At 66.4% G+C, this 25,149-nt stretch carries 23 protein-coding genes; 15 read left to right on the plus strand and 8 right to left on the minus strand.

Annotated features, from left to right (window positions below; all coding sequences use genetic code 11):
* Positions 1-13: 13 nt before the first annotated feature.
* From OVY29_RS19435 to OVY29_RS19445, 3 genes are all read right to left on the minus strand, one after another.
* Positions 14-850 (minus strand): hypothetical protein, encoded by an 837-nt coding sequence (locus OVY29_RS19435; RefSeq protein ID WP_200880216.1) that lies wholly within the window; start codon positions 848-850, stop codon positions 14-16.
* Positions 851-884: 34 nt separating this feature from the next.
* On the minus strand, positions 885-1,349 hold the full coding sequence (locus OVY29_RS19440) for a Fur family transcriptional regulator (RefSeq protein WP_037557254.1): 465 nt from the start codon (positions 1,347-1,349) through the stop codon (positions 885-887).
* Between the two features lie 104 nt (positions 1,350-1,453).
* The gene (locus tag OVY29_RS19445; RefSeq protein ID WP_081933213.1) at positions 1,454-1,909 is read right to left on the minus strand and encodes a MerC domain-containing protein; all 456 of its coding nucleotides are present in this window, start codon (positions 1,907-1,909) and stop codon (positions 1,454-1,456) included.
* Positions 1,910-2,052: 143 nt separating this feature from the next.
* Here OVY29_RS19445 and OVY29_RS19450 point away from each other — a divergent pair, with 143 nt between their 5' ends.
* Positions 2,053-3,336, plus strand: a complete 1,284-nt coding sequence (locus OVY29_RS19450) for an NADH:flavin oxidoreductase/NADH oxidase family protein (RefSeq protein WP_037557255.1) — start codon at positions 2,053-2,055, stop codon at positions 3,334-3,336.
* Here OVY29_RS19450 and OVY29_RS19455 read toward each other — a convergent pair.
* The gene (locus OVY29_RS19455; RefSeq protein WP_037557256.1) at positions 3,333-5,003 is read right to left on the minus strand and encodes an AMP-binding protein; all 1,671 of its coding nucleotides are present in this window, start codon (positions 5,001-5,003) and stop codon (positions 3,333-3,335) included. The genes OVY29_RS19450 and OVY29_RS19455 overlap by 4 nt on opposite strands.
* A 136-nt stretch (positions 5,004-5,139) precedes the next feature.
* Between OVY29_RS19455 and OVY29_RS19460 the strand changes: the two genes are divergently transcribed.
* The 6 genes from OVY29_RS19460 (at position 5,140) to OVY29_RS19485 (ending at position 11,529) form a co-directional block, all read left to right on the plus strand.
* Positions 5,140-5,676 carry a hypothetical protein gene (locus OVY29_RS19460; protein ID WP_037557258.1) on the plus strand — a complete coding sequence of 179 codons (537 nt, stop codon included), beginning with the start codon at positions 5,140-5,142 and terminating at the stop codon, positions 5,674-5,676.
* A gap of 34 nt (positions 5,677-5,710) precedes the next feature.
* Complete coding sequence (pabB, locus tag OVY29_RS19465; protein WP_200880217.1) at positions 5,711-7,543, plus strand: aminodeoxychorismate synthase component I; 1,833 nt, start codon at positions 5,711-5,713, stop codon at positions 7,541-7,543.
* A 128-nt stretch (positions 7,544-7,671) separates the two neighbouring features.
* A complete protein-coding gene (locus OVY29_RS19470; RefSeq protein WP_037557260.1) occupies positions 7,672-8,883 on the plus strand; it encodes a pyridoxal phosphate-dependent aminotransferase in 1,212 nt (403 codons plus the stop codon).
* Between the two features lie 329 nt (positions 8,884-9,212).
* Positions 9,213-9,902: a peptide-methionine (S)-S-oxide reductase MsrA gene (gene msrA / locus OVY29_RS19475; RefSeq protein ID WP_313911943.1), complete on the plus strand. Its 690-nt coding sequence runs from the start codon at positions 9,213-9,215 to the stop codon at positions 9,900-9,902.
* Positions 9,903-10,055: 153 nt separating this feature from the next.
* A complete protein-coding gene (gene bla, locus OVY29_RS19480) occupies positions 10,056-11,210 on the plus strand; it encodes a class A beta-lactamase (RefSeq protein ID WP_037554511.1) in 1,155 nt (384 codons plus the stop codon).
* 7 nt (positions 11,211-11,217) lie between these two features.
* Complete coding sequence (locus OVY29_RS19485; RefSeq protein WP_037554509.1) at positions 11,218-11,529, plus strand: hypothetical protein; 312 nt, start codon at positions 11,218-11,220, stop codon at positions 11,527-11,529.
* Positions 11,530-11,532: 3 nt separating this feature from the next.
* On the opposite strand, the gene OVY29_RS19490 is transcribed toward OVY29_RS19485, so the two are convergent.
* Positions 11,533-12,660 (minus strand): M23 family metallopeptidase, encoded by a 1,128-nt coding sequence (locus OVY29_RS19490; protein ID WP_152567582.1) that lies wholly within the window; start codon positions 12,658-12,660, stop codon positions 11,533-11,535.
* A gap of 203 nt (positions 12,661-12,863) precedes the next feature.
* On the opposite strand from OVY29_RS19490, the gene sucC reads away from it, so the two are divergent.
* From sucC to OVY29_RS19520, 6 genes are all read left to right on the plus strand, one after another.
* The gene (sucC, locus tag OVY29_RS19495; RefSeq protein ID WP_037554506.1) at positions 12,864-14,072 is read left to right on the plus strand and encodes an ADP-forming succinate--CoA ligase subunit beta; all 1,209 of its coding nucleotides are present in this window, start codon (positions 12,864-12,866) and stop codon (positions 14,070-14,072) included.
* Positions 14,073-14,305: 233 nt separating this feature from the next.
* Positions 14,306-15,055, plus strand: coding sequence for an electron transfer flavoprotein subunit beta/FixA family protein (locus OVY29_RS19500; RefSeq protein WP_313911945.1), 750 nt, complete (start codon positions 14,306-14,308; stop codon positions 15,053-15,055).
* Entirely contained in the window at positions 15,052-15,981 is a 930-nt protein-coding gene (locus OVY29_RS19505) for an electron transfer flavoprotein subunit alpha/FixB family protein (protein ID WP_037554502.1), read from the plus strand. Before OVY29_RS19500 ends, OVY29_RS19505 begins: the two co-directional genes overlap by 4 nt.
* Positions 15,982-15,993: 12 nt before the next feature.
* Positions 15,994-17,352 carry a DUF389 domain-containing protein gene (locus tag OVY29_RS19510; RefSeq protein WP_037554501.1) on the plus strand — a complete coding sequence of 453 codons (1,359 nt, stop codon included), beginning with the start codon at positions 15,994-15,996 and terminating at the stop codon, positions 17,350-17,352.
* Between the two features lie 93 nt (positions 17,353-17,445).
* Positions 17,446-18,726: a serine hydrolase domain-containing protein gene (locus tag OVY29_RS19515; protein ID WP_313911946.1), complete on the plus strand. Its 1,281-nt coding sequence runs from the start codon at positions 17,446-17,448 to the stop codon at positions 18,724-18,726.
* A 53-nt stretch (positions 18,727-18,779) separates the two neighbouring features.
* Positions 18,780-19,775 (plus strand): cupin-like domain-containing protein, encoded by a 996-nt coding sequence (locus OVY29_RS19520; protein ID WP_052182124.1) that lies wholly within the window; start codon positions 18,780-18,782, stop codon positions 19,773-19,775.
* A gap of 81 nt (positions 19,776-19,856) precedes the next feature.
* Here OVY29_RS19520 and OVY29_RS19525 read toward each other — a convergent pair whose 3' ends face one another.
* Together OVY29_RS19525 and OVY29_RS19530 are read right to left on the minus strand one after the other, a co-directional pair.
* Positions 19,857-20,162 (minus strand): alkylphosphonate utilization protein, encoded by a 306-nt coding sequence (locus OVY29_RS19525; protein WP_037554498.1) that lies wholly within the window; start codon positions 20,160-20,162, stop codon positions 19,857-19,859.
* A gap of 7 nt (positions 20,163-20,169) precedes the next feature.
* Positions 20,170-20,919 (minus strand): methyltransferase, encoded by a 750-nt coding sequence (locus tag OVY29_RS19530; protein WP_313911947.1) that lies wholly within the window; start codon positions 20,917-20,919, stop codon positions 20,170-20,172.
* A gap of 125 nt (positions 20,920-21,044) precedes the next feature.
* Here OVY29_RS19530 and OVY29_RS19535 point away from each other — a divergent pair, with 125 nt between their 5' ends.
* Together OVY29_RS19535 and OVY29_RS19540 are read left to right on the plus strand one after the other, a co-directional pair.
* Entirely contained in the window at positions 21,045-22,784 is a 1,740-nt protein-coding gene (locus tag OVY29_RS19535; RefSeq protein ID WP_037554495.1) for an N-acyl-D-amino-acid deacylase family protein, read from the plus strand.
* Complete coding sequence (locus OVY29_RS19540) at positions 22,784-23,791, plus strand: zinc-dependent alcohol dehydrogenase family protein (protein ID WP_037554493.1); 1,008 nt, start codon at positions 22,784-22,786, stop codon at positions 23,789-23,791. Before OVY29_RS19535 ends, OVY29_RS19540 begins: the two co-directional genes overlap by 1 nt.
* Here the strand turns inward: OVY29_RS19540 and OVY29_RS19545 are convergent.
* Entirely contained in the window at positions 23,788-25,140 is a 1,353-nt protein-coding gene (locus OVY29_RS19545) for a hypothetical protein (RefSeq protein ID WP_313911948.1), read from the minus strand. The two genes, OVY29_RS19540 and OVY29_RS19545, sit on opposite strands and share 4 nt — an antisense overlap.
* Between the last annotated feature and the right edge of the window lie 9 nt (positions 25,141-25,149).

The following is a 25,149-nucleotide window of genomic DNA, read 5'->3' on the forward strand; positions in this document are numbered from 1 at the left end:
AGTGGAAAGGGGGTCAGGCGCGGCGCCGGCCAAAGACGCGGCGGGTAGGCAGGACGGCGCCCGGCGTAGCGGGCTCGGGCGCCGTGTGGCTCCAGTCGACGAGGGGGCGTTTGCGGGCGAGGGCCTGCCAACTGCCCGTAGCGGCGAGCGCGAGAAGGAGCAGCCAGCCGCCCGCCGCCGACGGGATCAGCGCCCAAGCGAAGGCCGCGGGGGTGACGATCGCCATCGCGGTCGGGATGGCGGCGAGGATCGCGAGCGTGCCGGCCAGCGCCCACCAGCGCCCGAACTGCGTCGCCGCCGCGCCGATCACGACGTTGGTCGCCGCGATAGCCAAGAATTTGGCGGCGACGGGGTAGGGAAGGCTCGCCATCGCGGGCGAATAGTCGCCGAGCGTGAAGGCCGCCTGGATCTCGAAGAGCAGCCAGTTTTCCCATGCGTCGCACAAGGCCGCGGCGACCGGCAGCACGGCGGCGGCGAGCAGCGCGCGATGCCGGAGCTCGCGCCATAAGGCGATGCAGCCGCTGACGAGAAAGCCCGCGTAGAGCAGCATATAGAGATAGTCGCGCTCGTTGCCGGTGCGCATCGCGGCGAGGCGCGTCACCTGCTGCGGGTCGGTGAAGAAGCCGAAGATCGCCTCGAGGTCGGCCTGGCTGCCCGCGAATTCGAATGCGAGCACCGGCGCGCCATAGCCCGGCGCGATGTCATGCCCCGTTTGCGGGAAGACCTGCGTCAGATGGAGGCCGAAGAGCAGGGTCGCGATCCCGAACGCGAGCGTCCAGATCCACGCGCGCGTCGGCGCGGATGGGCGCGCGTGCTGCGCCTCGATCCAATGCTGAAGCCCCCCGAACATGCTCTAACCGTCCGGTGGAGCGCGGCGGCTCACCTTATTGGCACTCGGCGCATTTGCCGCGCACCTCGATCACCGGGCGTTCGGCGGCGAAACCGGTGGCGTTCGCGGCGGCGCGGACCCCGGTCGACAGCTTGTCGTCGTCGACATGAACCGCGGTGCCGCAGCTGTCGCAGATCAGGAAGATGCAGTCGTGGAGGCAGCCCGGATGGCTGTTCGCGACGAAGGCGTTGGCGCTCTCGACGCGGCGGACGAGGTTGTTCGCGACGAACAGGTCGAGGATGCGGTAGACACTGTTCGGCGCGACGCGCTTGCCGCGCTTTTGCGAGACGATGTCGGCGATTTCATAGGCGCTCGCGGGCTTGCCGATTTCGGCGACCGCGTCGAAAATCTCGGCGCGCATGTCGGTCCAGGCTTCGCCCGCGCCCTCGAGCGCGGTCTGCGCCGCCTTGGCGAGCGAGGCGCCGCTGGCCTCGACGTGCGGATGATCATGCTTGCCCATCGGCGTTTCCTCATGCGCGGATAATTCCGCGCCAACTACGCTTTCAATGTAGGCTCTTTGGAGGGCGCCCGCAAGCCGCGGACCGGTCCGTTTCGGCGGACGCGTCAGTGCCGCGCGCGGCGGTTGAGGTCGTGGCCGAGTGCAACGACCGCAACGCCGATCATCGTTGCGAGCACTTCGCTGCCGTCGTGCGGCCGCGACAGCGCGCCCGCCATCATGCCGAGCCCGAAGCTACCGACCGCGAAGGGCATCATATAGCCATGGCTGAGCACGCCCGAAACGAGCGTGATGAGCGCAAAGCCGATCGCGATGATCAGGCCTATTTCGTGGAACAGATGGTTTTCGAGAAACACCCCGCCGACCGAGGCGATCGAGGCGAAGAAGATCGTCGTCGCAAGGCAATGGACAAGGCAGAGCCCCGACAACCCCATCGCCAGCTGGTCACCCGACAGCGACGTCAGCGGCCGCGAATCGCGTGCAGCCTGAACCAGCGCGGCCCCCCGTCTCAAGAAAGAGGCAGGGCGCGTCAGGACAGGGGCAGGGCTGGCGACATGGGTCACCCGATTCTCCGTTCAACGATTACGGGTCCTGATATGGCATAACATGACAAAGGTTACAACATCACACACGCGAATCTTTTTGACTTGGCCCGAGGGCAGGATCAGTCCGTTTTATGGAGAAAACCGGGTGAGGAGGGGCGGTTATGAGCCCATTATCGAAGCCGCTGAAACTGCCGTGCGGGGCGATGCTGCCGAACCGCATCGCCAAGGCGGCGATGACCGAGGGGCTGGCGACCCCCGACGGCCGGCCGACCCCCGAGCTCGACCGGCTCTATGGACTGTGGTCCGACGGCGGCGCGGGGCTGCTCATCGGCGGCAATCTGGTGATCGACCGCGACCATCTCGAACGCCCGGGCAACGTCGTGATCGACGGGGCGCCCGACGCCGAGATGATGGCGCGGCTGGCGCGATGGGCCGCGGCCGGAACGCGCGGCGGCAATCATTTCTGGCCGCAGATCAGCCATAGCGGGCGGCAGACTCCGGCGATCGTCAACCGGCACCCCAAATCGGCATCGGACGTTCGGCTGGGGCTTCCCGGCGGACAGTTCGGTCAGCCCGAGCCGCTGACGCGCGGCGAGATCGCCGGGCTAGTCGAACGCTGGGCGGTGGCGGCGAAAGCGTGCCAGGACGCCGGTTTCACCGGGGTGCAGGTGCACGCCGCGCACGGCTATCTGATGTCGCAGTTTCTGAGCCCGCTGTCGAACCGGCGGGCCGACGAATATGGCGGCAGCCTCGAAAATCGCGCGCGCCTGCTCCTCGATGTGATCGCCGCGATCCGCGCGGCGACGGGGCCGGCGTTCCCGATCTCGGTCAAGCTCAACAGCGCCGATTTCCAGAAGGGCGGTTTCGCTTTCGAGGACAGCCTGACCGTCGCGGGCTGGCTCGAAGCCGCGAGCGTCGACCTGATCGAGATTTCGGGCGGCAGCTACGAACAGCCCAAGCTCCTCGGGATCGAAGGCATGGAGGAAAGCGCCGCGCAGAATGTCGCGCCCTCGACGCTCGCGCGTGAAGCCTATTTCGTCGATTTCGCGCTCGCGATGCGGGCCGCTGTGTCGGTGCCGCTGATGGTGACGGGCGGCTTTCGAACGCGCGCCGCGATGGAACAGGCGCTCGAGCGCGGCGCGGCCGACGTGATCGGGCTCGGCCGCCCGATGTGCCTGACGACCGACGCCCCGAGACAATTGCTCGCCGGCGCCGAAATCTTGCCGCGTTACGAGGAGAGGCTGGGGCTGGTGCCCCGCTGGCTGGGCTTTCTGAAACGCCTCCAGATCGTCAAGGCGATCGACGGCTTTGCCGGCATCTACTGGTTCTACCAACAGCTCTGGCTGCTCGGCCATACGGGCCGGGCGGACGAACAGCTGAGCGTCTTTTCAGCCTTCCGCACGCTCGAGGCGCGCAACAAGGCGATCATGAAAGCGCGGGGTTAGGCCGCGCTCTCTTCCGCGCGCAACGCCTTGCGGTCGAGCTTGCCGATCATCGTCTTGGGGAGGTTCAACCGCACGTCCACCGCATTCACTCGCTCGTGCTTGCCGAGTTGGGGGTTGAGCCAGGCGGCGAGCGCCTCGCCGCTGACGTCGAAGCCCTCCTCGAGCGTCACGAAGGCTTTCGGCGCCTCGCCGCGATAGGCGTCGGGAACGCCGAGCACGATCGCTTCCTTGACCGCGGGATGTTCATAGAGATGCGCTTCGATCACGCTCGGGTAGACCTTGAATCCGCCGACCGCGATCATGTCCTTCAGCCGGTCGACGATGCGGATATAACCGCCCTCCTCGACCACGGCGACGTCGCCGGTGCGCAGCCAGCCGTCGTCGGTGAAGCTGTCCTTGTCGGCGTCGGGGCGGTTCCAATAGCCCTGCATGATCTGCGGCCCCTTTACCGCCAGTTCGCCGGGCTCGCCGTCGGGTGCGTCCTTGGTCGGGTCTTCCTTGTCGAGCAGGCGGATGTGCGTCGCGGGGATCGGCTGGCCGATCGTGCCCGGGCGCACCGGGCCTTCATAAGGATTGGTCGCGACGACGCCCGAGCTTTCGGTGAGGCCATAGCCCTCGACGAGCGACGCGCCGGTGGCGGCGACGAATTTCTCGCGCAGCTCGGCGGGCATCGGCGCGCCGCCCGAGATGCAGACGCGCAGGCTGGAGAAGTCGGTGGCGGCGAGCGACGGGTGATCGAGCAGCGCCTGATACATCGTCGGGACGCCGGGCAGGGCAGTGGTTTTCGTCCGCGTGATCGCCTGAAGCGCCTGTTTGGCGTCGAAGCGCGGCAGCATCGTGATCGTGCCGCCGTTGAGTATTGTGCGGTTGAGCACGCAGGTGTTGGCGAAGACGTGGAAGAAGGGGAGCACGCCGAGGATACGGTCCTCGGCATCATGGTCGGGGTCGATCGCGTTCACCTGCCGCGCGTTGGCGGTGAGGTTTTGGTGCGTCAGCTTGGCGCCCTTCGGCGTCCCCGTTGTACCCCCGGTGTACTGGATCAGCGCGATGTCGGTTTGCGGGTCGATCGCGACGGGGTCGGGGCGGCCGTCATTGTCGGTCAGCGCGGAAAAGCGGATGACGCGCGGATCGGCGGGAAGCGGCGCGACTTCGCTGCGTTTGAACAGGCGATAGAGCACCGACTTCGCCGCCGGCAAACCGCCCGCGACCGACCCGACGACGAGGCGCGTCAGGCTCGATCCGTCGAGCACCTTCAAGGCGGTGGGGAGGAGCGCCGCGGCGCTCAGCGTGAAGAGCGTGTCGGTGCCCGAATCCTCGACCTGCGCCTCCAGCTCGGCGACCGTATAGAGCGGCGAGAAATTGACCACGGTCGCGCCGGCCGCGAGCGCGCCATAATAGGCCGCGACATAATGCGGGACGTTGGGGAGGAAGAGGCCGACGCGGCTGCCCTTGCCGAGCCCCAGCTGCTGGAGTCCGCGCGCGACGCGCGCCGCGCCGCGCGCCACCTCGGCATAGCCGAACTCGCGGCCCAGAAAATCGAGCATCGGCGCGTCGCCTTTTCGCGCCACGCTGGCGGCGAGCATGTCGGGGAGCGAGAGCGGCGGATAATCCTGATCCCAGGCCGTCGGATGATGGTAATCGGTCGACCAGGAAAAGCGGCTGTCCATCGCGTGCGGGATCCTCTCGAATATTGTGCGGCTTCCTGACACTAGGGTCAGTAAGCTGCAACCGCAACCGGGCTCGCTTGCGGCGCGGCGTCGCTGCGGCTAGGCAGCGCATATCGTTCTCGCCAGGGGTTTTGCCATGCCGCAACTGTCATCGCGTGTCGCCGCGCCGCTCGTCCTTCTTGCCGGCGCGCTCGCCGTTCCGGCCGCGGCGAAGGACAAATTGCCTTCGGAACGCCCCGCGCAGATCCAGGAACTCTACGCGTGTCGCGACATCGCCGACGCGGCGGCGCGGCTCGCCTGTTTCGACCGCGAGGTCGGCGAATTGTCGAGCGCCGATCAGGCGCGCGAAATCACCTTTACCGACCGCGAAACGGCGAAAAAGGCGCGGCGCGGCCTGTTCGGTTTTTCCTTTCCCAAGCTCGGCGGAATTTTCGGCGGCGACGAGGATGAGGTCAAGGAGATCGAAACGACGATCCGTTCGGTAAGCCTCGATCGCTCGGGCAAATATACGCTGGCCATGGAAGACGATGCGGTGTGGACGCAGATCGACACGACGCGGCTGCCGCGCCAGCCCAAGGCGGGGCAGAAGGTCAAGATCAAGGTCGCGACGATGGGCAGTTATTTCGCCTCGATCGAGGGCGGCCGCACGATCCGCATGAAGCGCGACCGCTGATCGCCGCGGGCGCGCGACCGACCGTGAGATAGCGATGGCGGGCGGCGACGCGATCCCTTTGCCGGGGCCGGGCTGCCCGCCCTTCGTGCTGCTCGACGATGCACGCGCCGAGGGCGCGGCGGCGGCGCGGCTGTTCGCCGAGCCCGTCGAAATACTCACCGCCTGCTCCGCCGCCGAGGTGCCGGGCCTGCTTGCGGCGCTCGAGGGCGCGCGGGCGCGCGGGCTCCATGCTGCGGGCTATCTGTCGTACGAAGCGGGCAAGGGGCTCGGCCCCGCATGGAGGGGCGCGGTGGATACCACGGCCGGCGCGGTTCCGATCGGCTGGTTCGGTCTGTTCGAACGCGCCCGGCGGATCGCCGCCGATGCGGTGCCCGGCCTGCTGCCCGATCCCGATGCGGCGTGGGTCGGCAGGCCGCGGCCGCGCGTGGCATGCACCGACTATCTCGCGGCGGTGGAAGCCGTGCTGCGGCTGATTCGTGCGGGCGACATCTATCAGGCGAATTTGACCTTTCGCGCCGACGTGCCGGTGTTCGGCAATCCGCTTGCCGTCCATGCGCGGCTGCGGCGGACGGCACGCGCGGGCTATGGCGGGGTGATCTGGACGGGCGAGCAGGCGATCGTCTCGCACTCGCCCGAGCTTTTCTTCGCGCTGCGCGATAAGCAGGTGATGGCGCGGCCGATGAAAGGGACGGCGGCGCGGCTTGCCGATCCCGAAGCCGACGCGGCGGCCGCCCGCGAGCTTGCCGAAGATCCGAAGCAGCGCGCCGAAAATCTGATGATCGTCGACCTGATCCGCAACGACCTGTCGCGCGTCGCGGTGCCGGGGTCGGTCGCGGTGCCCGATCTGTTCCGCGTCGAAAGCTTTCCGACGATCCATCAGCTCGTGTCGGACGTCGGTGCGCGGCTGCCCGAAGGGCGCGGCGCGGTGGATGTGCTGCGCGCCGCCTTTCCGTGCGGGTCGATCACCGGGGCGCCCAAGGTGCGCGCGATGGAAATCATCGACGAACTCGAAACCGACGCGCGCGGACTTTACACGGGGTCGATCGGCTTTATCGAACCGGGGGGCGATGCCGCGTTCAATGTCGCGATCCGCACGCTCGTCTTCCCGCAAGGCGGGTTGCATGGCGGACCGGCTTGCGCCACGCTGGGACTCGGTTCTGGAATCGTCGCCGACAGCCAACCGGCTGAAGAATGGCGCGAATGTCTGGCCAAGGGGGAATTTGTGGTTGTAGCGGGCGAAAGCTTCGACCTGATCGAGACGATGCTTTTCGATCCGGTGGAGGGCATCCAGCGGCTCGAGGGGCATCTCGCGCGGATGAAGGCGAGTGCCGAAACGCTGGGCTTTATCTTCGACCGGCACGGTGCGCGCAACAGCCTGCAATCGGCGACCTTCCGCCTGCGCAGCGCCGCGCGGGTGCGGATGCGCCTCGCGCCATCGGGAGCGCTCGCGATCGAGGTGTCGCCGCTGCCCCGCCTTGCCGAATTGCCGGTGCCGGTCGCGGTGCGCTCGGCGCCGATGGCGGCGGGCGACTTTCGCCTCGCGCACAAGACGAGCCTGCGCGCCGCCTATGACACGGCGCGGCACGAGAGCGGCGCGGCCGAGGTCGTTTTCGTCGACGAACCGGGTTTCGTCACCGAAGGCAGCTGGAGCAACATCTTCGTCGAGCGCGAAGGGCAGTTACTCACCCCGCCGCTCGCGCTGGGGCTGCTCCCCGGCGTGCTGCGCGCCGAGCTGATCGACAAGGGGCGCGCGGTCGAATCGCACCTGCGCCTTGCCGATCTCGAAAGCGGCTTCTTCATCGGCAACAGCCTGCGCGGGCTGGTGCCGGCGCGGCTCGTCGACGCTGCGGCATCCTCGATAGGCTGACCTGCCCGCCGCATAGGTAAATTATCAAGCTGCGCGCTTGCGAATATCGGCCGGAGGCTTTAGGCGCGGCCGCGCGCAATTTCCTGTCCCTTTGCAGCCCGACCGCGCAAGCCACGGAAGATATCGTCATGTCGCTGAAGCCCCATGTCTCCGCCGCCCTCAACCGCATCCAGCCCTCGGCGACGCTCGCGATGACCGCGCGCGTCTCGGCGCTGAAAGCGTCGGGTGTCGATGTCATCGGGCTCAGCGCGGGCGAGCCCGATTTCGACACCCCCGATTTCGTCAAGGAAGCGGCGATCGAGGCGATCCGGAACGGGCAGACCAAATATACGCTGGTCGACGGCACGGTGGCGCTGAAGGAAGCGATCCGCGGCAAGTTCCGCCGCGACAACGGCCTCGATTTCGGGCTCGACCAGATTTCGGTCAATGTCGGCGGCAAGCATACCTTGTTCAACGCGCTCGTCGCGACGGTCGATCCGGGCGACGAGGTGATCATCCCGGCGCCCTATTGGGTCAGCTATCCCGACATCGTCGCCTTCGCGGGCGGCACGCCGGTGATCGTCGAGGGTACGGCGGCGCAGAACTACAAGATCACCCCTGCGCAGCTCGAGGCGGCGATCACCAAGAAGACGCGCTGGGTGATGCTGAACTCGCCGTCGAACCCGTCGGGCGCCGCCTATTCGGGCGAGGAGCTCGACGCGCTTGGCGAGGTCATCCGCCGCCATCCGCACGTCATGGTGATGACCGACGATATGTACGAGCATGTCTGGTACGCCGACTTCGAATTCACGACCTTCGCGCAGCGCTGTCCCGACCTGATCGACCGCGTCCTGACGGTGAACGGCTGTTCGAAGGCCTATGCGATGACCGGCTGGCGCATCGGCTATGCGGGCGGGCCCGCGTGGATCATCAAGGCGATGGGCAAGCTCCAGTCGCAGTCGACGTCGAACCCCTGCTCGATTGCGCAGGCCGCCGCCGCCGCCGCGCTTGGCGGGCCGCAGCAGTTCCTCGACGATCGGAATGCGGCGTTCAGAAAGCGCCGCGACATGGTGGTCGCGATGCTCAACGACGCACCGGGCCTCGACTGCCCGGTCCCCGACGGCGCTTTCTATGTCTATCCCGACGCATCGGGCTGCATCGGCAAGAAGACGCCCGCGGGCCATGTCATCGACAGCGACGAGGCCTTGATCGACTATTTCCTCGATTCGGCGCGCGTCGCGGCCGTTCATGGCGGCGCCTTCGGCCTGTCGCCGGCCTTCCGCGTCTCTTACGCGACGTCCGAAGCGGTGCTGAAGGAAGCGTGTGTGCGTATCCAGCAGGCGTGCGCAGCGCTAAGCTAAGCGTCGGTTTACCGCTGCATAGGAATTTTATACCGATCGGTCTTGTAATGTGGGCGGGCGGGCCTATTTGAACCTGAACGCCGGTTAAGCGCCCGGTTCACCGGATGGTAAGTCATCGCGTATAGAGTGACCGCCATCACCGACGGATGGCAAGGGGCGCGTCATATTGCCGGTGTAACCAGGGCGGCTCCGGCCGCGAACAAGATAATATGATAAGAGGCCCCTATGCTCTCCATGCTCCGCTCCGATTGGTTTTTGACCATGCTCGCCGGCTTCGCGATTGGCGCGACTTACATCGTCCTCAATCAGCCGGCGCTGCCGATCCCGGCATGACGCCGCTGCGGCGGGCGCTGTCGCTTCGCGCCGTCGCGGCGCTGGCGGCGGGCGCGATCGTCGCGCAATGCGCGCCCGCGCAGGCCGAAAGCGTCGTCAAGCTCCCCGCCGCAACCGTCGATCCCGCCGTCAAGGCCAAGCGCGCGACCGCGGTGCTCGCGGGCGGCTGTTTCTGGGGCGTCGAAGGCGTCTTTTCGAACGTGAAGGGCGTGATCTCGGTCGAATCGGGATATCATGGCGGCAGCGCCGCCACCGCCAAATATGAGCGGACGCATGACGGCAAGTCGGGCCATGCCGAGGCGGTGCGCATCGTCTATGACCCGAGCCAGGTCAGCTATGGCACGCTGCTCCGCATCCTCTTTTCGGTGGTCGCCGACCCGACCTTGAAAAACCGGCAGGGCCCCGACGTCGGCTCGCAATATCGCGCCGCGATCGTGCCCATGGACGCGAACCAGCGGCGGGTCGCCACCGCCTATCTGGCGCAGATCGGCGGCGGCAAATATTTCGCGAAACCGATCGTGGTGCCGGTCGAGGCCTACAAGCGCTTCTATCGTGCCGAGGCGAGCCATCAGGATTTCATGCGCCGCAACCCGCGCAACGGCTACATAATGCGCTGGGACGCGCCCAAGCTTGCGGCGCTGAAGCGGCTTTATCCGGACAAGGTTCGCGCGACGCCGGCACCCTGACGCTGGGTAAAAATCCCGCCGGTTCCCGCGATTGGTCGCGGCGAAAGAATCGTTCACCGCAAAACGCTGGCCCGTCCCGCGCGCCTGCGTGACGTGGGGACATGTCCGCGAGGGGTCGGGACAAGATATAAAAGTCGCAAGTGCGGGGTTTGAATGAAGCTTAGATTATCCGGCAGGCCGCTCCTCGCTGTGACGATGGGTGCCGCGGTTCTGGCAGGTTGTGTTAGCAGCGTCGCAATCGTGCCGCAGCCACGCGCGCAGCAACAACAGCAACCGGCGCCGGTGCGCGGCCCGGCCGGTTCGGTCACGGTACCGATCGGCGAGCCCGTTCGCTCGGCGATGCCGCGGCCCGCGGGGCCGATCGACCCCGGTTTCCGCCGCGCGCCCGCCGGGCTCGACGATCGCATTTTCGAGTTGTGGCGCGCCTTTCCCGGCAAGACCGGCATCGCGGTGCAGCGCATCGACGGCGAATGGTCGCTTTCGCAGCGCGGCGACGAGCTGTTTCCGCAGCAGAGCGTGTCGAAGCTGTGGGTTGCGCTGACGGTGCTCGACGCGGTCGATCAGGGGCGCCTGACGCTTGATCAGCGGGTGCGCATCGGTCCCGAGGACCTGACCCTGTTCCACCAGCCGCTCGCCGCGCGGGTGCGCTCCGAAGGTTCGGTGACGATGAGCGTCCGCGACCTTATCGAAACCGCGATCACCCACAGCGACAATACCGCGAACGACAGCCTGCTGCGCACCGTCGGCGGCCCCGACGCGGTGCGCGCCTTCATCGACAAGAAGGATCTGGGCGCAATCCGCTTCGGCCCCGGCGAACGTCTGTTGCAGGCGGGAACCGCGGGACTCAAATGGCAGCAGGCCTATTCGGTCGGGCGCGCCTTCTATCAGGCGCGCGCCGCGCTGCCCGATGCGACGCGCCTCGCGGCGCGCGACGCCTATCTCGCCAATCCGCCCGACGGCGCGAGCCCCGAAGCGATCGCGAGCGCGCTGACCCGGCTGGCGCGCGGGACGTTGCTGTCGCCCGATTCGACCGAATATCTGCTGGGCGTGATGAGCCGGACTCGAAGCGGCCCGCGCCGATTGAAGGCCGGTCTGCCCGCGGGCTGGAAATTCCTGCACAAGACCGGGACCGGACAGGATTACAAGGGCTCGACCGCCGGTTATAACGACATCGGTATCGCGACCGCGCCCGACGGCACCCGCTACGCCATCGTCGTGCTGCTTGGCGACACCAGCGCGTCGGTGCCCGCGCGCATGGCGCTGATGCAGGCGGTGTCGGGGGCCGTCGCCGACTATCACGGAAGGTAGGGGTGCCATGAAGCGCGTTCTTTTGCCGGTGCTCGCGCTCGCGCTGCTGCTCGCCGGCTGCGCGACCCCCGAAACGCGGCTGCGCACGGGCCTTCAGAACGCCGGCCTGTCGAAGGCGATGTCGGCGTGCATGGCAGAGCGCATGGTCGACCGGCTGTCGCTGCTCCAACTCCGGCGCCTTGCGTCGCTCGGCAGCCTCAAGGACAAGCATGTCAGCGACCTGACGCTCGACCAGTTCTTTCGCAAGGTGCGCGCGCTCAAGGATCCCGAAATATTGACCGTCTCGACGAGTTCGGCGGCGGTCTGCGCGCTGCGCTGACGGTCATTCGCCGGGGAAGCGCACGACGAGGTTCGGCGGGGGCAAGCTGTCGGTCACGGTTTCGGCGGCATTCGCCGCGGGCCATTTTTCGCCGCGCCCGAAGGCCTCGATCGAGGGATATTGCCCCAGGCTGACGAGCGAGGACAGGACATAAGGCTGACCCTCGGCGCCGAGGATCGACGCGCGGTCGGCGAGGTGGAAATGCAGGTGCGGCGCGCTCGCCTGGCCGGTAAAGCCGAGGAAGCCGACGACCTCGCCCGCCTTGACGCGATCCCCGACGGCGACCGGCGCTCCCTGTTTCAGATGTTCGTAGGTGGCGATGCGCCCGCCGCCGATGTCGAGCATGACATAGTTGCCGCTGGCGTCGGCGATCGAAGGATTCGTTCGGCCCGACCGCGTCGCGGGGTCGGGCACATCGTCGCGCAGCGCGACAACGGTTCCATCGGCGACCGCGAGCACTTCGGCGCCATAGCCATAGTGGTTCGCCGGATTGTCGGCATCGCCCGATGACCGCTTTCCGTTCGCATCGACCTTCATCCAGTCGATCGCAAAGCGGCCGGGCAGGGTCGCCGATCCTTCGGTGGCATAGAAGACGCGGCGGTGGCCGCGCTCCATGCCGGGGTCGTAGACCGCGACCCACGGCCCGCCGCGCAGCGGCGGCGACAGGCGGGGGAGGGCGGTCGTGTCCGGCGTCGCCGCGCCGCCTGAAAGCGTAAAGCTGGCCCCGTCGCCGCCGATCTTGCCGAGCGTGAAGCCGTGCGAGATCGACCGGGGCGCGGAGGCGGCTGCGACCGGCGCGTTGATATAAAGCACCGCGCGGCGGCCCGGCGGAATGATTCGCGTATCGGCCTCGGCTGGCCCGACGAGCCCGGTCGCCTTGGCGAGTTCGTCGTCGGCATAGCTTTTGAGCGGGGCGCCCGTGTCGTCGGCGATCGAAAGCCGGTCCAGCCGAAGCGGCAGGCCGGAAAAATTGGTGAGGTGCAGCTCGTAAACGAGCTGATCCGCCGCGCCGACGCGGACGATATGCGGGGCTTCGGGAATCGCGATGTCGAGCGACTGGTTCACCTGCGCCTTCGCCGGGCTGGCGCCGGCGAGCGTCAACAATGCAAAAACAAGAAGCTTTATCCGCATCTTCGGCTCCCTCATCCCGATCCTCGAGTCCACCCGACTATCAGCCCGGGCGCGGAACGTCATCCGGAAGACGGACCGGCTGGCCGCAAGCCTTAGCCGCACACAAGAATATCTGCGGTTTCCGGGGGTGGCGTTGCGGGCTAACTTGTGCTTAGGCGGCGCCGATCCTCTCCCTTACAGAGTCGAAAGGCCCGGTAGACCTCATGAACATCCACGAATATCAGGCGAAAGAACTGCTCGCGAAATTTGGCGTCGCCGTGCCCAAGGGCATCGCCGCGATGAGCGTCGAAGAGGCCGTTGCAGCCGCGAAGCAGCTCCCCGGGCCGCTCTATGTCGTGAAGTCGCAGATCCACGCCGGCGGCCGCGGCAAGGGCAAGTTCAAGGAACTCGGTCCCGATGCGAAGGGCGGCGTCCGTCTTGCGAAGAGCCTCGAGGAAGTCGAGGCGCATGCGAAGGATATGCTCGGCAACACGCTGGTGACGATCCAGACCGGCGAAGCGGGCAAGCAGGTCAACCGCCTCTACATCACCGACGGCGCCGACATCAAAAAGGAATATTATCTCGCGCTGCTCGTCGACCGCGCGTCGAGCCGCATCGCGGTCGTCGCCTCGACCGAAGGCGGGATGGACATCGAAACCGTCGCGCACAACACGCCCGAGAAAATCCACACGATCGTCATCGATCCCGCGACCGGGCTGATGCCGCACCACGGCCGCAGCGTCGCCGCCGCGCTCGAACTCGAAGGCGATCTTGCCAAGCAGGCGGCGAAGGTGCTGACCGGCCTCTACAACGCGTTCCTCGCGACCGATGCCGAGCAGATCGAGATCAACCCGCTTGCCGTCTGCGAAGGCGCGAACGGCGACGAGTTGCTCGTGCTCGACGCCAAATTGGGCTTCGACGGCAATGCGATGTTCCGCCACAAGGACATCGCCGAACTGCGCGACCTGACCGAGGAAGACCCGGCCGAGGTCGAGGCGTCGGAATATGACCTCGCCTATATCAAGCTCGACGGCAACATCGGTTGCATGGTCAATGGTGCCGGGCTCGCGATGGCGACGATGGACATCATCAAGCTCAATGGCGCCTTCCCGGCGAACTTCCTCGATGTCGGCGGCGGCGCGAGCAAGGAAAAGGTCACCGCGGCGTTCAAGATCATCCTGAAGGATCCGGCGGTCGAGGGCATCCTCGTCAACATCTTCGGCGGCATCATGAAGTGCGACATCATCGCCGACGGCATCGTCGCCGCGGCGAAGGAAGTGAATCTCTCGGTCCCGCTCGTCGTCCGCCTCGAAGGCACCAACGTCCAGCAGGGCAAGGACATCCTTGCAAACTCGGGCCTGCCGATCGTCGCGGCGAACGATCTGGGCGACGCGGCAAAGAAGATCGTCGCCGAGGTTGCCAAGGCGGCGTGATAGAGAATTGCCTCTCCCCTTGGGTGAGAGGCAGCGAGACTTGGCGGCTTGCCGCCTAGTCGCAGCGGTGAGGGCGGCAACGTCCGGACCCTCACCAAGTCCGACTAGGTCCTGCGGACCAAGTCTTCCTATCCTCTCCCTTAAAGGGAGAGGAACGAGGGACTGCTGGTTGACGTTTACGTAAACGCCAATTATGGCGCAGTGCACAATTTGCTGAGAGGAGCTTTGAGCCCATGAAAATCCTCGTCCTCGTCAAACGGGTGCTCGATTACAACGTGAAGCCGCGGGTGAAGGCCGACGGTACCGGCGTCGACCTCGCCAATGTGAAGATGTCGATGAACCCGTTCGACGAAATCTCGGTCGAAGAAGCGATTCGCCTGAAGGAAAAGGGCGTCGCGACCGAGGTTGTCGCGGTTTCCGTCGGCCCGGCAAAGGCGCAGGAAACGCTGCGCACCGCGCTCGCGATGGGCGCCGACCGCGCGATCCTCGTCCAGACCGACGATGCGGTCGAGCCGCTGGCGCTCGCGAAAATCTTCAAAGCCATTGCCGATGCCGAACAGCCCGGCCTTGTCATCCTCGGCAAGCAGGCGATCGACGACGACAACAACCAGACCGGCCAGATGCTTGCCGCGCTGACCGGCTGGGCGCAGGGCACCTTCGCCAGCGCGGTGAACGTCGAGGGCGACAGCGTCAATGTGACGCGCGAAGTCGACGGCGGCCTCGAAACGGTGAAGCTCAAGCTTCCCGCGATCGTCACCACCGACCTTCGCCTGAACGAGCCGCGCTATGCGTCGCTGCCGAACATCATGAAGGCGAAGTCGAAGCCGCTCGATACCAAGTCGCCCGCCGATTACGGCGTCGACACGGCGCCCCGCGTCAAGACGGTGAAGGTGTCCGAACCGCCCGTCCGCTCGGCCGGGGTCAAGGTCGCCGATGTCGATGAACTGGTTGCCAAGCTGAAGGCGATGGGAGTGCATTCATGAAAACGCTCGTTTGGGTCGAACATGACGGCAACGCCGTCAAGGATGCCACGCTCGCCGCGGTGACCGCTGCGTCGAAACTCGGCGAAGTCCATTTGCTCGTCGCCGGTGAAGGTGTCGATGGCGTCGCGAAAGTCGCTGCGCAGATTGTCGGCGTCGGCAAGGTCCACGTCGCCGACAACGCCGCTTTCGGTCATAACCTGCCCGAAAATGTCGCGCCGCTCGTCGCCGAGCTGATGGCCTCGCACGACGCCTTCGTCGCGCCCGCCACCACCACCGGCAAGAATATCGCGCCGCGCGTCGCCGCGCTGCTCGACGTGATGCAGATTTCGGAAATCCTGTCGGTCGAGGGTCCGAAGACCTTCACCCGTCCGATCTATGCCGGCAACGCGATCGCGACCGTCGAATCGTCGGACGCGAAGCTGGTCCTCACCGTCCGCGGCACCGCCTTTGAAAAGGCCGCCACCTCGGGTGGTTCGGGTGCGGTCGAAGCCGTCTCGGCGGGCGGCGACGCAGGCATTTCGAGCTTCGTCGGCGCTGAAATCGCCAAGCAGGATCGTCCCGAGCTGACCTCGGCGAAGATCATCGTGTCGGGCGGCCGTGCGCTGGGTTCGAGCGAGAAGTATGAGGAAGTCATCGTTCCGCTCGCCGACAAGCTCGGCGCCGCGCTTGGTGCTTCGCGCGCCGCGGTCGATGCGGGCTATGTCCCCAACGACTATCAGGTCGGCCAGACCGGCAAGATCGTCGCGCCCGAAGTCTATTTCGCGATCGGCATCTCGGGCGCGATCCAGCACCTTGCCGGCATGAAGGATTCGAAGACGATCGTCGCGATCAACAAGGATGAGGACGCGCCGATCTTTCAGGTCGCCGACTTCGGCCTCGTCGCTGACCTGTTCAGCGCCGTGCCCGAACTGACGGGCAAGATCTAACCGTCCGTCCATATGGCCGGCAATCATCCCGGGGTGCCCGGACTGGGCGACGCGCCGTTCAACGCCGGTGGTCGCCGGTCCGCGCGCCCCGGCGCCGGGCGCGAGGCCGACGACGACGACAATGGCATCGGCGACGACGATGTCCACGGGCGTGCGCTCGTTCTCGCGAGCGTCGCGCGCGACGCGCGGCTCAACCAGAAATTCCTGCTGCTGATCACGCTGTCGGCGGCGATCGCCACGCTCGGCCTGCTGCAGGGATCGGCGGCGGTCGTTATCGGCGCGATGCTCGTGTCGCCGCTGCTCGGTCCGATCATGGGCGTCGGCTTCGGGCTCGCGACGCTCGAAAGCAATCTGATCAAACGCTCGCTGATCACCATGGCGGCGGGGATGGCGGTTGCAGTTATCGTCGCGATGCTGATCATCTGGCTGTCGCCGATCAACGACGTCACGCCCGAACTCCGCGCACGGACGCAGCCGACATTGCTCGACCTCGGCGTCGCGGTGGTCGGCGGCATCGCCGGCGTCTATGCGATCATGCGCAAGCTGTCGGGGGTGATGGTCGGCGTCGCGATCGCGACCGCGCTCGTCCCGCCGCTCTCGACGATCGGCTTCGGCCTTGCGACCGGGCGTTTCGATTTCGCGCTCGGTTCGGCGCTGCTCTTCCTTACCAACACACTCGCTATCGCTTTCGCCGCGACGATCGTCGCGCGCGTCAATCGCTTCGGGCCGTCGCTGACCGCGCAGCATACGATGATGCAGGTCGCGGGGATCGTCGTGACGCTAGGTATCCTCTCGATCCCGCTTGCGCTTTCGCTCAATGCCATCGTCCGCGAGATCGGCGCGCGCAACGCGGTGCAAACCGAACTCGACCGGTTGCTCGACCCCAGCGACCGAGTCGACAGCCTCAACGTGCGGATGGAGGGCGACGATGTATCGGTCGACGGCGTCGTGCTGGTCGACCAATATGCCGCGCAGCTCAATCCCGCCCTGGCGCGGCAGGTGCAACGGAAGCTCAAGCGTTCGGTGCGGGTCAATATCGTCCAACTCCGGCAGCAAACCAATGCCGCTGCGCAGGTCGAAGAACAGCTCAATCGCCGCGTCACGACGCTCGAACAGCGCGAGGGCGACAGCCGCAACATCATTGCCGGGCTCACCGTCGGCGAACTGGTGCCGCGCGAGCGGGTGCTGGTCGATGCGCAGGCGCGCCGCGTCGTCGTGCAGCGCGACCGCGAGGCGGAGGGCGAGCAGGTCGCCGCGGCGATCGACCGCATCATGGCGTCGGTGCAGGCGAACCACCCGCAATGGCTGATCCAGAACGGCGCGCTGACGGTAGCGGAAGCACCCGCTGCGGAAGAGGCGGCGGCCGAATAGCCTGCCGCAGACCTATTCGGGTTGACCTGTCGCAACCGATCCCGTGGATAGGCGCCGAACCGCAGGGGAATGGCGGGACAGGGGAGAGGCGATATGCACGGCAAGCGACTGGCATTGGCGATGATGATGGCGTGCGCCGGTTTTGGTGCGACCGCCAAACCGGCGCAAGCGGCGGTGTCTGCGACCGAAAGCGTCAAAATCGACAAGGCGCGGATCGATGCCGCGCTCGCAGCGATGGTCGCCGACGGCCGCGCCGCGGGCACTTCGGCGCTGATCTGGCAGGACGGGCGCGAGGTCTATTTCGGAACCGCCGGCATGGCCGACCGCGCGGCGAAGCGCCCGATGCGCCGCGACACGATCGCGCAAATCTATTCGATGACCAAGCCGGTGACGGGCGTCGCGCTGATGCAGCTCTGGGAGGCGGGCAAGTTCCGCCTCGACGACCCGCTGGTGAACTATCTGCCCGAATATGCCGCGATGCGTGTCTATGCGGGGAAGGATGCCGCAGGCCAGCCGCGCTACGTGCCTGCCGAGCGGCCGATCAGCGTGCGCGATATCCTGCGCCACACGGCGGGTTTCGCCTATGGCGCCGGGCCGACGCCCGCGCACCACGCCTATGTCGCCGCCGAACCGCTCGCGCTGACGATCCCGCTCGCTGAGGCGAGCAAGCGGCTTGCGAACGTGCCGATGCTCTATCAACCCGGGACGCAGTGGGAATATAGCATCGCGGTCGATGTGCAGGCGGCGCTTGTCGAGAAGCTCTCGGGCCAGCCTTTCGCCGAATATGTGCGCACGCATATCTTCGAACCGCTGGGGATGACCGAGACCGCGTGGCGCCAGCCCGACGCGTGGCTGCCGCGCTTCGCGGCGATGAATGTGAAGAAGGACGGCAAACTGGTGCAGCAGCCGGCGGCCGAGGCGCAGACGCTGAACTTCAAGGATCATGCGCTGACTCCCGGCGGCTTCGGCCTCGCTTCGACGCTCGACGATTATTCGCGTTTCGCGCGCATGCTGCTGAATGGTGGCACCCTCGACGGCGCGCGAATCCTCAAACCTTCGACGGTCAAGCTGATGGCGACCGACCAGCTCGACCCAGCGATCACCGAGCGGGCATGGCTTCCCGGCAAGGGCGCGGTCGGCTTCGGTTTCGACTTCGCGGTGCGCAAGTCGCCGCCGCAAACCGCCGGGGAAAATCGCGGCGCGGTCGGCGAGTTTTTCTGGGACGGCATGGCCTCGACGCTGTTCTGGGTCGATCCGGCCAACAAGCTGACCGCGGTCTTCTTCGTCCAGACGATCCCCTATGACGGCACGCTGCACCGCGATTTCCGCGCCGCGGTCTATGGACCGGACTACAAGGGCCCCGCGGACGACTAATTGTCATCCCATTGTCATCGTCTTGCCGTTGAGCGGGGCCGAGGAGTTTCGAGATGGCCCAGTCCGACAAACGCGCGCTGCTCGCCGAAGGTCTCGCCGCCGGGGACGATGATGCCGCGCTCCATGCGCGCCTCGTCGATGCGGGCATCTCGGCGGCAGCGGCGAAATATGAGGTCGATCGGCTCGCCAAGGATCCGATGGCGGCGATGCTCCGGCGGCAGGCGGCGCGGATGGCGAAGCAGGATTGGCTGTTCGCCAACCAGCAGCGGCTTGCGTTCGAGGCCGAGGGCGGTTTCGCGCTCGACGTGCTGGCCGACCCCGAGCCCGCTTCCTTCTATCGCCACCATTATGAGGCGAACCGGCCCGCAAAGCTCAGCGGCATCATCGATCATTGGCCCGCGCTCACCCGCTGGTCGCTCGACCATTTTGCGGCCGTCGCGGGCGACGCGGTCGTCGAGGCGCAGGTCGAGCGCGAGCGTGATCCCGACTATGAACTCGCGAAAGACGATCATCGCCGCCTGATCCGCTTCGGCGAACTGATCGGCTGGCTCCGCAAGGACGAGGCGAGCAACGATATATACCTCACCGCCTATAACAGCGGCGCCAACGCCGCGGCGCTGGCCCCGCTATGGGACGATATGGCGCCGATCGCGATCCTTGACGACACCCGGCCGCGCGACGGCTTTTTCTGGCTGGGGCCGAAAGGCACGCTCACCCCGTGGCATCACGACCTCACCAACAATCTGCTCGTGCAGGTGCTGGGCCGCAAGCGCGTGCGCCTGGCGCCGCCCTGGGCGTTCGCGCGGATGCGCGACAGGCGCCATTGCTTCTCCGACTGGGGCAATGAGGCGTTGCTTGCGGGCGAAGGCGACGCGACGAACCCGCCCGTGCTCGAAACAATCATCGGGCCGGGCGAAGCCGTCTTTCTGCCCGTCGGCTGGTGGCATCAGGTCGAAGCGCTCGACCTGTCGGCGAGTATGAGCTTCACCAGCTTCCGCCGCGCCAACGCGCATGTCGACGATTATGCCTCCTATGGAGCGGTCGGCTGATTGTGCTTTCGATCCCTGCTATAATCTGGCTTCCCAACCAAAGGGGGCCGGCATGGACCGCCGTCCCCGCCCGCACAGACTTCACCGTTTCCGCACGAACTCGGCGCGCAGCACCAGCCCCTTGATCCCGGCGTGGCGGCAATCGATTTCCTGCGCGTCGCCGGTCAGGCGGATCGATTTGATGACGGTCCCGACCTTCAACGTCTGCCCCGCGCCCTTAACGTTGAGGTCCTTGACCAACACAACCGAATCGCCGTCGGCGAGCAGGTTGCCGACCGCGTCGCGCACTTCGGGGCCGGCCGCTTCGGCTGCGTCGCGCGCGGCAACATCGCTCACCGACAGCCACTCGCCGCTTGCTTCGTCATAGACATAATCGTCGTCGGCCATGATTTTCCTATTCCGGTTTGCGAAAGCGCAGCGCGAACTGGTCGGTCTTGCCGCGGATTTCCTTGTCGAAGACATTGGCGGTACGCGGATCGTCGGGGCGGCGATAGAGGTCGTTTTCGGCGTCGAGTTTGAACCCCGCGCCGGTCAGCGCGGCGACGACCGCATCCTTGTCGATCCGGTGCAGGCTGTCGGACAAGGTCGTGCCGCTGCCGTCGGCGGCGCTATGGTCGACGACGACCAAAGTGCCGCCGGGTTTGAGCGCCGCGAACAAGGCCGCGCTCGCCTTGGCGCCGGTGCCTTCGGGAAAGGGCTTCAGATACAGGTCGTGGAAATTCTGCACGGTGATGATCGTGTCGAGCGGCTCGGGAAAGGCGGGCGCCGCGAACGGCCCTGCGGCGGCATCGACATTGGTATAGGCGGCGTCGACCGCCGCCTGATCGTCGCCATATTGTTTCTTGAAGGCGATGAATTCGGCGGGCTGGAAGCCGTAAACCTTGCCCGCCGGGCCGACCGCGGCGGCGAGCAGGCGCGTAACATAGCCGCCGCCCATGACGAAATCGCCCACCTTTTCGCCGGGCGCGATCTCGGCGAACGCGAGCAACTCGGCGGGCTTGCGCGCGGCATCGCGGTCGCGGTCGGCGGCGGGGCGCGCGGGATCGGCGAGCGCAGCCTGATAGGCGGAGGCGGCCGCTTCCTTGGCGGCGAGCGGGGTTGCCGACACGGTGAGCAGCAGGGCGAGGGCAAGCGGGCGGATCATGGCATCGACTCCCTTTAGTGTATCGCGTCAATATAACAGCATCGGGCCGCCTTTGCCCCGCTTATTTGCATCTCACGATTTTGATGATAGGTTTTTCTGTGAAACTAAAAATCGGGAGAGCAGACATGTATGATCTGGTGATTCGCGGCGGTACCGTTGTCGATGGTTCGGGTGGGAAACCCCTGGTCGCGGACGTCGCGATCGACGGCGACCGGATCGTCGCAGTGGGGGAAAACCTGGGCGCTGGCGCCAAGGAAATCGACGCCGCTGGCAAGATCGTCACCCCCGGCTTCGTCGACGTCCACACCCATTATGACGGGCAGGCGACATGGGACGCCGAAATGGCGCCGTCAAGCTGGCACGGCGTCACCACCGTCGTGATGGGCAATTGCGGCGTCGGCTTCGCGCCCGCCAAGCCCGATCGCCACGACTGGCTGATTTCGCTGATGGAAGGCGTCGAGGACATCCCTGGCACCGCACTTGCCGAGGGCATGTCGTGGGATTGGGAGACGTTTCCCGAATATATGGACGCGCTCGAAAAGCTGCCGCGCACCGTCGACGTCGCGTGCCACGTCCCGCACGGTGCTGTGCGCGCCTATGTGCTCGGCGACCGGGAAAAGCCCGGCGCGATCCCGACCGACGCCGACATCGCCGAAATGTCGCGCATCGTCGAGGAAGGCGTGCGCGCGGGCGCGCTCGGCTTCTCGACCAGCCGCACCGTGCTCCACAAGTCGATCGACGGCGAACTCGTCCCCGGCACCACCGCGACGGCGGAGGAACTGATCGCGATCGGCCGCGCGATGGGCCGCGTCGGTTACGGCGTGTTCGAAATGGCGAGCGACCTCAAGCGCGAATGGAACGAGTTTCAGTGGATGGGCGATTTGAGCCGCGAAACGGGGCTGCCGGTGACTTTCGCCGCGCTCCAGTCGATCGCCAAGGAATTGCCGCTCGAGGAGCAGATCGAGGAGATGCGGCGCCAGAATGCGAGCGGCGCGAACATCGTCGCGCAGATCGCGCTGCGCGGCAACGGCGTGATCATGGCGTGGCAAGGCACCGTCCACCCGTTCCGCTTCAAGCCCGCGTGGGAAGAGATCATCGACCTGCCGTGGGAAGAGCAGCTCGCGAAGCTCAAAGACCCCGCCTTCAAAAAACGCATGATCGAAGAGGACAATATCTGGCCCGAAAGCGACATCATCGACTTTCTGAAAGTCGTCGCGCTCGGCTGGCCCGTCCAGTTCGAAATGGACCCCGATTTCAATTACGAGCCCAAGATGGGTGAAAGCATCATGGCGCGCGCTGAGGCGGCGGGCGTCTCGCCGGCCGAATATGCCTATGACCTCCTCATGAAGGACGATGGCAAGGGCTTCATCTATTTCCCGATTTTGAACTATCGCGACGGCAACCTCAATTTCCTCGAGGATCTGCAGGCGGCCGACGACACGGTGAACAGCCTCTCCGACGGCGGCGCGCATTGCGGGACGATCTGCGACGCCGCCTCGCCGACCTTCATGCTCCAGCATTGGGTGCGCGACCGTAAAGGCCATCGCATCGCGCTCGAACATGCGATCAAGCGCCAGTGCCGCGATACCGCGATGCTTTACGGGCTCGAGGATCGCGGCGTGCTCGCGCCGGGCTATCTCGCCGATCTGAACGTGATCGACATGGAGGCGCTGAAGCTCGGCAAGCCGTGGCTCGCCTTCGACCTGCCCGCGGGCGGCAAGCGCCTGCTGCAAAAGGCCGACGGCTATGTCGCGACGGTGAAGTCGGGGGTCGTGACCTTCCGGGATGGCGAAATGCAGGGACCGACCCCCGGCGGCGTGATCCGCGGCCCGCAGCGCGTCGAAATGGCGATGGCGGCGGAGTGATGCGCGGCGTCCGGCTGCGCGCACCCGCTTCGCTCGACAATCTGACGCTCGCCGACCTGCCCGACCCCGGTGATCCGGGGCCGGGCGAAATCCGCGTGCGGCTGGCGGCATCCTCGCTCAATTTTCACGACTATGCGGTCGTGACCGGAATGATCCCGGCCGCCGATGGACGCATACCGATGTCCGACGGTGCGGGGACGGTCGAGGCAGTCGGGGAGGGCGTGACGCAGTTCAAGCCGGGCGACACCGTCGTGTCGATCTTCTTCCCCGAATGGATCGACGGCGCGCCGCCCGCAACGGCGTTTCGCGGCGTGCCCGGCGACGGCATCGACGGCTACGCGCGTGAGGCGGTGGTGACGCCGGAGCACTGGTTCACGCGCGCGCCGGAGGGCTATTCGGCCGCCGAGGCGGCGACACTGACCTGCGCCGGGCTGACCGCGTGGCGCGCGCTGTTCGTCGATGGCCGGACGCGGCCGGGTTCGACCGTTCTGGTGCAGGGCAGCGGCGGCGTATCGGTGTTTGCGCTGCAATTTGCGAAGGCCGCGGGCGCGCGGGTGATCGTAACAAGTTCCTCCGATGCCAAGCTCGAACGGTTGAAGGCGCTCGGCGCCGACGAGATCATCAATTACAAGGAGGTGCCCGCCTGGGGCGCACAAGCGCTCGAGCTGACCGGCGGGACGGGGGTCGATACCGTCGTCGAGATCGGGGGCGCCGGGACGCTCGACCAGTCGATGGTCGCGGCTCGTGTCGGCGGGCATGTCGCCCTGATCGGCGTGCTCGCCGGATTCTCGGGTCCCGTTCAGACGGCGCTGCTGATGGCGAAGAATCTGCGTGTGCAGGGACTGACCGTCGGTAGCCGCCAGCAGCAACTCGATATGATCGCGGGAATAGAAGCAAACGGAATCAGGCCCGTCATCAGCGACCATTTCCCGCTTGAAAAGCTGGCCGATGCTTTTCGGCATCAGGCGGCGAACGCCCATTTCGGCAAGATCGTCGTCGATATTTAGCGCGCTAGCAAGTCCGACGGCAGCGTTGGTTCGCTGACGATTTTCGCCATGCGCCGCCACATTTCGTCGCGCGAGGGCCGGCCTCGCTCGACCCAAGCGCGCACCATCGTCTCGCCGAGGCCGTAGTTGATTACATAGCTGCGATATTGATCGGTGAAGCTGATCGATTGTTCAGCCCGTTGCGGTGAGACGAGCATATATTTCTGCGTCAACGCCACCGCGGTCGGGCGGTCGATCTCGCCGTCGAGATATTGCTGCGCGATCGTCAGCCGCGCACCCGACGCGCGCTTGATCGCTTTCAATAGCTGCCAATAGCGGTCGTCGGACGGCACCGCGATCCCGGCGATCGGCATCAGCACATCGCGTTCGGTGTCGGCCTTGCCGCTTTCGGGAAAGGCTAGGTCGATGCCGTAATTGGCGCTGCCCTCGGCGATCAGGCTTTGCGGGCTGTAGAGCGGATAGACGCTGAACTCGCTCCAGCCGTTTTCCCTCACCAGCCTCTCTTCGAGTTTCATGTTGAGGAGATGGTGGCCCGGATAACCTTCGTGACAGCCGAGGTCGAGCGCGCGCGACAGGCGGATCGGCAGGTCGGTGTTGACCTGGATCAGGCTGTGATAGCCGCCCTGATAATAATTATAGCCGCTCCAGCTCTTGCCGGTGACGAATTCGAGGCGAAAGCTCTCGTCCGCCGGCATCGGAATATGCGCTATGCTGCGCCCGCGGCAGCGCGCGATCGCGGCGTCGAAGGTCTTCTGCAGCCGATCCTTGGGAATGGTGAAGCCGTCGAGATAGGCCTCGACACGGTCGGCGAGCGCGCCGTCGCCGGGGACGAGCTTTTCGATCTTCGCGAGTTCGGCGTCGTAGCTTGCGAGCGGCTTGAGGCGAGGCCGCACGCCGAACAGCCGCTCGGCCTCGTCGGCGAAGGCGAAGCGCGTGCCCTGCATCATCTGCAATCGCGTCTCGGCGGCGCGGAGTTGCGCGCGGAGGAAGGCGGCGCGGCGGCGGTCGAGCGGATCGGAGATACGCCGCGCGGCAAGGTCGATCTGCGCCATCAGCCCGCGCGTCGCCGCGAGCAGCGCCGCCTTGTCGCGCGGCGCCGCTTCGGCCGCCTTTTGGAGTTCGGGCGGGCCGTAATAGGCGTCGATATAGCCCGGCTCATGCGTTCCGATTTCGAGGCTGAGGCGCAGATAGGCGGCGGCGATTTCGTCGAGGGCTTTGGTTGAGGCCGCCGTGCGGCGCACGTCGAGCGTCGCCACACCGGGCTCGGCGGCTGCGCTTTTCGGCCCGGCGGCGGCGCAGCCCGAGAGGAGCGCGGCGGCGACCAGTGACAGCGAAACGAGTGTCTTCATGCCCGGCTG

Source organism: Sphingopyxis sp. SE2, assembly GCF_032227185.1.
Classification (GTDB): Bacteria; Pseudomonadota; Alphaproteobacteria; order Sphingomonadales; family Sphingomonadaceae; genus Sphingopyxis.

Excerpts from the sequence above, each read along its gene's own strand:
- OVY29_RS19435 (WP_200880216.1), bottom strand. The coding sequence starts at position 850 with ATGTTCGGGGGGCTTCAGCATTGGATCGAGGCGCAGCACGCGCGCCCA.
- OVY29_RS19440 (WP_037557254.1), bottom strand. The coding sequence starts at position 1,349 with ATGGGCAAGCATGATCATCCGCACGTCGAGGCCAGCGGCGCCTCGCTC.
- OVY29_RS19450 (WP_037557255.1), top strand. The coding sequence starts at position 2,053 with ATGAGCCCATTATCGAAGCCGCTGAAACTGCCGTGCGGGGCGATGCTG.
- OVY29_RS19455 (WP_037557256.1), bottom strand. The coding sequence starts at position 5,003 with ATGGACAGCCGCTTTTCCTGGTCGACCGATTACCATCATCCGACGGCC.
- OVY29_RS19460 (WP_037557258.1), top strand. The coding sequence starts at position 5,140 with ATGCCGCAACTGTCATCGCGTGTCGCCGCGCCGCTCGTCCTTCTTGCC.
- pabB (WP_200880217.1), top strand. The coding sequence starts at position 5,711 with ATGGCGGGCGGCGACGCGATCCCTTTGCCGGGGCCGGGCTGCCCGCCC.
- OVY29_RS19470 (WP_037557260.1), top strand. The coding sequence starts at position 7,672 with ATGTCGCTGAAGCCCCATGTCTCCGCCGCCCTCAACCGCATCCAGCCC.
- msrA (WP_313911943.1), top strand. The coding sequence starts at position 9,213 with ATGACGCCGCTGCGGCGGGCGCTGTCGCTTCGCGCCGTCGCGGCGCTG.
- bla (WP_037554511.1), top strand. The coding sequence starts at position 10,056 with ATGAAGCTTAGATTATCCGGCAGGCCGCTCCTCGCTGTGACGATGGGT.
- OVY29_RS19485 (WP_037554509.1), top strand. The coding sequence starts at position 11,218 with ATGAAGCGCGTTCTTTTGCCGGTGCTCGCGCTCGCGCTGCTGCTCGCC.
- OVY29_RS19490 (WP_152567582.1), bottom strand. The coding sequence starts at position 12,660 with ATGCGGATAAAGCTTCTTGTTTTTGCATTGTTGACGCTCGCCGGCGCC.
- sucC (WP_037554506.1), top strand. The coding sequence starts at position 12,864 with ATGAACATCCACGAATATCAGGCGAAAGAACTGCTCGCGAAATTTGGC.
- OVY29_RS19500 (WP_313911945.1), top strand. The coding sequence starts at position 14,306 with ATGAAAATCCTCGTCCTCGTCAAACGGGTGCTCGATTACAACGTGAAG.
- OVY29_RS19505 (WP_037554502.1), top strand. The coding sequence starts at position 15,052 with ATGAAAACGCTCGTTTGGGTCGAACATGACGGCAACGCCGTCAAGGAT.
- OVY29_RS19510 (WP_037554501.1), top strand. The coding sequence starts at position 15,994 with ATGGCCGGCAATCATCCCGGGGTGCCCGGACTGGGCGACGCGCCGTTC.
- OVY29_RS19515 (WP_313911946.1), top strand. The coding sequence starts at position 17,446 with ATGCACGGCAAGCGACTGGCATTGGCGATGATGATGGCGTGCGCCGGT.
- OVY29_RS19520 (WP_052182124.1), top strand. The coding sequence starts at position 18,780 with ATGGCCCAGTCCGACAAACGCGCGCTGCTCGCCGAAGGTCTCGCCGCC.
- OVY29_RS19525 (WP_037554498.1), bottom strand. The coding sequence starts at position 20,162 with ATGGCCGACGACGATTATGTCTATGACGAAGCAAGCGGCGAGTGGCTG.
- OVY29_RS19530 (WP_313911947.1), bottom strand. The coding sequence starts at position 20,919 with ATGATCCGCCCGCTTGCCCTCGCCCTGCTGCTCACCGTGTCGGCAACC.
- OVY29_RS19535 (WP_037554495.1), top strand. The coding sequence starts at position 21,045 with ATGTATGATCTGGTGATTCGCGGCGGTACCGTTGTCGATGGTTCGGGT.
- OVY29_RS19540 (WP_037554493.1), top strand. The coding sequence starts at position 22,784 with ATGCGCGGCGTCCGGCTGCGCGCACCCGCTTCGCTCGACAATCTGACG.
- OVY29_RS19545 (WP_313911948.1), bottom strand. The coding sequence starts at position 25,140 with ATGAAGACACTCGTTTCGCTGTCACTGGTCGCCGCCGCGCTCCTCTCG.